Source organism: Trebonia sp. (assembly GCF_049794275.1).
GTDB lineage: Bacteria > Actinomycetota > Actinomycetes > Streptosporangiales > Streptosporangiaceae > Trebonia.
Genome location: NZ_JBARCR010001303.1, coordinates 1 through 5,694, shown reverse-complemented (window position 1 = coordinate 5,694; position 5,694 = coordinate 1). Strand labels below are relative to the sequence as shown.

The following is a 5,694-nucleotide window of genomic DNA, read 5'->3' as shown; positions in this document are numbered from 1 at the left end:
GTCCGGCGGCGCGGGCACGGTCCCGGGGATCGACGGGAGCCGTTCCGGCACCGGCAGGCCCTCGGCGACGTGCGGGTTCGCCGCGAGCAGGGCGGCGGTATAGGGGTGGGCCGGCTGGCCGAGCACCTCGGCGACCGTCCCGGACTCCACGACCTGGCCCGCGTACATCACGGCCACCTCGTCGCACAGGTCGGCGACGACGCCGGGATCGTGGCTGACGATGATGACCGACAGGCCCGTCGTCCGCACCAGCGCGCGCAGCAGGCTGAGGATCTCCGCCTGCACGGTCACGTCGAGCGCGGTGGTCGGCTCGTCGGCGATGAGCAGCTTCGGCGACCCGGTGAGCGCCAGCGCGATGCACACCCGCTGCGCCATGCCGCCCGACAGCTGATGCGGGTAGCTGCGCAGCATGCGCCCGGCGTCCACGATGCCGACCTGGCCGAGCAGTTCCGCCGCGATCCGCCGCGCCTCGGCGCGGCCGACGCCGCGGAACCGGCGGATCGGCTGGGTCAGCTGGTAGCCGACGCTGAACATCGGGTCGAGGGCGACCATCGGCTCCTGGGAGATCACCGCGATCTCGCGGCCCCTGATCGCCTGCAGCTCCTTGTCCGGCAGGCCGGCCAGATCACGGCCGGCAGAGTCACGGCCGGCAGAGTCACGGCCGGCAGAGTCACGGCCGGCGAACCACACCGATCCGCCGGTGACCTCGACGCCCTCGGGCAGCAGCCCGGGCAGCGCGCGGGCGGTCATGGTCTTGCCGCAGCCGGACTCGCCGACCAGGCCGAGCACCGTCCCCGGCGGCAGCGCGAACGAGACGCCCGTGACCAGCGCGGGGCCGTCTGGACCGCCCACCGCGACGGTAAGGTCCCGCACGTCGAGCAGCATGCCCTCGGTATCGTGCGTGCCGCCTGTGGCGGCAGGCACGATTGTGCGGGGTTTCCTGTGGCGGGGCGTAGCGGGCTGGCGCTCGCGCCCGCCGGCGACGGCGTCCGCGAGCCCGTTGGCGGCGATGACGGTGAGGGCCAGCACGACGCCGGTCGGCACCATCAGCCACGGGTCGTCGTAGACGTGCTGCGACGCGGCGGCGATCAGCCCGCCCCAGCTGGGCGACGGCACCGAAGGCCCGAAGCCCATGAACGCCAGGCCTGCTTCGATGAGCACGCTGATCGCGAACAGCTGCGCCGCCTGCACCGCGATCGTGGTCGCCATGGCGGGCAGCACGTGCCGGAGGTTGACGCGCAGCGAGGACACGCCGTTCACCCGCGCCGCGTCGACGTACAGCCGGGTGCGCAGCGACTGTGCCTGGCCGAGGAAGATCCGGTACACCGGCGCGCTCAGCAGCACGCCGAGCACCGTCATGATCGCCCACGGATGCACCCCGACGGCGCCGACGAAGGCGAGCAGGATGACGATGGACGGCAGCGCGAGCAGCAGTTCGGCGAACCGGCTGAAGCCGTGCTCCACCCAGCGGCCGTGCTCGGCGGCAAGCAGCGCCAGCGGGATGCCGATGCCGAAGGCGACGACGACCGCGAGCATCGCGGGGCCCACCGAGATCCAGGCGCCCGCCGCGATGCGGGACAGCACGTCGCGACCGAGGTCGTCGGTGCCGAGCCAGTGGCTGCTTGAAGGGCCGGCCAGGGTGTGCGCCGGGTCCTGGGCGTCGACTGGGTAGGGGAGCCACCACGAGGCCGTTACGGATGCGAGGAGGAGGAACACGAGCCAGGCAGCGGACAGGACGCCGCCGGCCGTGCGCAGCGCGCGCGGGACCCTCATGCGGTACGCACCCTCGGGTCGATGGCGGCGAGCACCAGGTCGAGCACCAGGTTGGTGATGACCACGACGACGGTCGCGATGACGACGACGCCCTGCACGGCGGGGAAGTCGTTGGTGCCGATCGCGTTCTGCGCGGCCTGGCCGAGGCCGGGCAGCGCGAAGAGCTGCTCGATGATCACCGACCCGCCGAACAGCGCGATGAACTGGATGCCGAGCACCGACACGACCGGCGCGGCGGCGAACCGCAGGGCGTGCACGTAGCGGATCCGCCACGGCGGCGTGCCGAGCGCGTGCAGCGTGCGGATGTGCTCCTGGCGCAGCGCCGAGATCATCCCGGTGCGGGTCGTGCGCGCGATGATCGCCGTGCCGGTGATCGTGAGGGTGATCACCGGCAGCGCCAGGCTCTGCAGGTACTGGCCGGGCGAGGCGCTGAACGCCACGTAGCCGGTCGCCGGCAGCAGGTGCGCCTTGATGGCGATCAGGTAGACGAGCAGGATGCCGATCCAGAACTGGGGCAGCGACAGCGCCACGCCGCTGCCGACGGTGACCGTCCGGTCGGCGAGGCCGCCGCGGACCGCGGCGGCGACGCCGATCAGCACGCCGAAGACGCCGCTCAGCAGCGTGGCGAACACCGCGATGGACGCGGTGACCGGCAGCCGGGCCATCAGGTCGGACCAGATGTCGTGCCCGTCGATGAGCGAGACGCCGAAGTTGCCGCTCGCCGCGTGGCCGAGCCAGGTCAGGTACTGGGTGACCAGCGGCTGGTCCCAGCCCAGGCGGTGGTTCTCCGCCGCCACCTGGGCCGGGGTGGCCCCGGCCCCGGCGGTGATCGCGCCGGGGCTGCCGCTGGAGGCGTGCACGAGGAGGAAGCTCACCACGCTCGCCGCCAGCACGGTTGTGACGGCGAACGCGAGCCGGCGGGCGAGGTAGGTGAGCATGTCAGCCGGCCGGCCGCAGCGACGTCAGCAGCGGATACTCGTCCAGGCCGGGGAAGGCCGGCTTGGCGACCTTCTTGGCGTTGTAGCCGACGTAGGCGTACTGCTCGGCGACCGGGATGACCCAGGCCTCGTTCACGAGGGCGTCGTTGAGCTTCTTCAGCGCCACTGGGTAGGCATCACCGGTCGCGTTGGACGCCGCCCCGAGGGCGGCCCCGATCACCGGGTCCTGCGTCTTGTGCGGGTTGGCGAAGCCGCCGACGAGGACGCCCGCCGTGACGCCGATCTCGCTGGCCCACCCCAGCGGGATGAAGCCCATCGGCTGGGTGTTGATGGCCGCGAACAGCTGGTCGGTCGAGGTGGTGACCGTGATGTTCATCGTGACGCCGATCGCGGCGAACTGCTTCTGGATGAACTCGAGCTGCGCCTCGTCGGTCGGGGACGCCGTGATGGTGAACGAGAAGCCGTGCGGGTAGCCGGCCTGCGCGAGCAGCTGCTTGGCCTTGGCGTCGCTGAACGCGTAGGTGGCGTTGAGCGACGGGTCGTAGCCAGGCGAGGCCTGCGGGAACGCGCTCGCCGTCGGGACGCTGCCCTTGGCGATGGCGTCCACGTACGCCGAGCGGTCGATGGCGTAGCTGAGCGCGAGCCGCACCAGCTTGCTGCCGAACGGCTTGGCGGTGACGCCCGTCTTGTCGAAGATCAGCAGCGTCTGGATCGTGCCTCCGTTCTTGACCACCGACACGCCGTTGGACTGGACCATCGGCACCGTGGACGGGTCGAGGACGGACACGTCGGTCTGCCCGGAGATCTGGGCGTTGGCCCGCGCCTGCTTGTCGAGGAACGGCTTGTAGACGACCGTGCTGTACGGGTAGGTCGCGGCGTCGGCGCCCGGCTCGCGGGTCACCGTGTAGCTGCTGCCCTTGACGGCCGAGGACAGCTTGTACGGGCCGGAGCCGTCGGGCGCGGTCTGCAGCCCGGCCGGGTCGCTGATGCCGTGCTGGCCGACGATCATGCCGGGCACGCCCGCGAGGTTCGTCTGGAAGGTGGCCTGCGGCGCGGCGAACGTCAGCACGACTGTGCTGGCGTCCGGGGCCGTGACGTTCGTGATCTGGTCGGCGCCGCCCTTGGCGAAGGCGCCGTAGGACTGCAGCTGGGCGTCGCTGCGCCTGTCGAGGTTCTCCTTGACGAGCTGGGCGGTCAGCTTCGAGCCGTCGGTGAAGGTGACGCCGGACTTCAGCTTGAGCGTCATCTGCGTCTTGCTCGCGTTGTAGCTGAAGCTGGTGACCAGCTCGGGCGCGACGCCGCCGGTGGGTGTCTGGACGAAGAGCGACTGGTACATGGATTCGTAGAACAGCCGCTGTCCCGCCCCGTACAGCAGCGGGTCGTAGCCCTGCGGGGCAGGGTCTGAATCGTAACCGATGCTCAGCGTCTGGCTCGGCGTGCCGCTGCCGCCTGCGCTGCCGCCGCTGCTCGCCGCGCTGCCGCACGCCGTCAGGGTGAGGGCGGCTATGGCCAGGGCGCTGATGCCGATGCGCTGGAAATGGGAGCCGGTCATCGGGGCCTCTCGGAGTTGTCATGCCGGGCGCTTTCACCCGGCTTGCCGAGAAGGATCGGTGGCGTAGCTCACATCGGTCAGGGGATGATTCCATTGAATGGAACGCTATTTTGGGACCGTTACAGCAGTGTGGCCTCGTCGTTTCCTTGAGGTGGTGTCAGATGGTAGCCGCGTCCCCTGCCAAGCGCGTCCGCGGCAAGCGCCCGCCGGAAGGCGAACCGGTCGTCGACCGGGCGTTTTCGCTGCTGGCCGCCTTTGACGCCGCCCATCGCCGGCTGACGCTGCGCGAGCTGAGCAGGCGCAGCGGCATCCCGGTGAGCTCGACGTTGCGGCTGGCCGGCCGGCTGATGGCCTGGGGCGCGCTGGAGCGCGACGACGAGGGCCAGTACTCGATCGGGCTGCGGCTGCTCGAGGTCGCCTCGCTCGCGCCGCGCGGCCACGGTCTGCGGCAGGTGGCGCTGCCGTTCATGAGCGACCTCGCCGCGGTGACCCAGCAGCACGTCCAGCTCGCCGTGCGGGAGGGGCTGGAGGTCACCCTGGTGGAGCGGTTCTCGTCGCACAGCTCTGTCCCGGTGCGCTACCGCGTCGGCGGAAAGATACCGCTGCACTGCACCGGGATGGGGCTCGCCCTGCTGGCATTCGCGCCCGTGGACGTGCAGGAGGACGTGCTCTCCCGCCCGCTGTCGCTGCCCGGCGAGCCGGAGCAGAACCTGATCCCGCCCGCGGTGCTCCGCAAGACGCTCGCCGAGGTGCGCCGCGAGCGGCTGGCCATCTACCGCCGCCTGGAGGCGGAGCCCATGGTGGCCGTGGCGGCGCCGATCCTTGGCGAGCACGAGGTGGCGATCGCCGCGATCGGCGTCGTGCTCCCCGAGCGGGTAGCCCAGCCGCGACGGCTGGGCTACGCCGTCAGGACCGCCGCGCAGAGCATCTCCCGGCAGCTCGGCGCGCCGAGTGCCGTTATGCGGTGATCACGACCGCGGGGAGCGCGGCCGGCTCGCGCAGCGTCGCGGCGATGAGGTCCAGCGCGGCGCTGACCGGCCCGATCGTGGCGGGCAGGTTAAGGAACCCGTGCAGCATCGAGGTGGCCATGACCTGCCGTACGTCGACCCCGGCGGCCGCCAGCGCCGCCGCGAACGCCTGGCCGGAGGCGCGCAGGTCGTCGTATTCGGCATTGAGCACCAGCGTGGGGCACAGCCCGCGCAGGTCGGCCAGCGCCGGGAAGGCGTAGCCGTCAGCCTCGCTGACCGGGCCGCCCAGGTAGTTGACGTTGAAGAAGCTCGTCGCCGTCGGCGGGAACTGCAGCATGGCCGGCACCTCGCGCATCAGCGCGGCGTGCTCGCCGGACACCGGCGGGATGACGGAGTGCGCCACGCCGTAGGCGAAGATCAGGCCGGCGGGCGGCTGCCCGTCGGCGTCGCGGAGCCTGAGCGC

General features: G+C 71.7%; 5 protein-coding genes. 1 reads left to right on the top strand and 4 read right to left on the bottom strand.

Annotation, left to right across the window (positions count from 1 at the left end; genetic code table 11):
* The 3 genes from WA805_RS31580 to WA805_RS31570 all read right to left on the bottom strand — a co-directional run.
* On the bottom strand, nt 1–1,773 hold a 1,773-nt coding region (locus WA805_RS31580; RefSeq protein WP_425244173.1), incomplete at its 3' end, for a dipeptide/oligopeptide/nickel ABC transporter permease/ATP-binding protein.
* Nucleotides 1,770–2,711 (bottom strand): ABC transporter permease, encoded by a 942-nt coding sequence (locus tag WA805_RS31575; RefSeq protein WP_422279051.1) that lies wholly within the window; start codon nt 2,709–2,711, stop codon nt 1,770–1,772. The genes WA805_RS31575 and WA805_RS31580, both read right to left, overlap by 4 nt.
* A 1-nt stretch (nt 2,712) precedes the next feature.
* The gene (locus WA805_RS31570) at nt 2,713–4,263 is read right to left on the bottom strand and encodes an ABC transporter substrate-binding protein (protein WP_422290043.1); all 1,551 of its coding nucleotides are present in this window, start codon (nt 4,261–4,263) and stop codon (nt 2,713–2,715) included.
* A gap of 161 nt (nt 4,264–4,424) precedes the next feature.
* Here WA805_RS31570 and WA805_RS31565 point away from each other — a divergent pair, with 161 nt between their 5' ends.
* Nucleotides 4,425–5,231, top strand: a complete 807-nt coding sequence (locus tag WA805_RS31565) for an IclR family transcriptional regulator (RefSeq protein ID WP_422279055.1) — start codon at nt 4,425–4,427, stop codon at nt 5,229–5,231.
* On the opposite strand, the gene WA805_RS31560 is transcribed toward WA805_RS31565, so the two are convergent.
* Nucleotides 5,221–5,694, bottom strand: a 474-nt coding sequence (locus tag WA805_RS31560; RefSeq protein ID WP_425244172.1) for an alpha/beta hydrolase fold domain-containing protein, incomplete at its 5' end; no start/stop codon positions are given. The two genes, WA805_RS31565 and WA805_RS31560, sit on opposite strands and share 11 nt — an antisense overlap.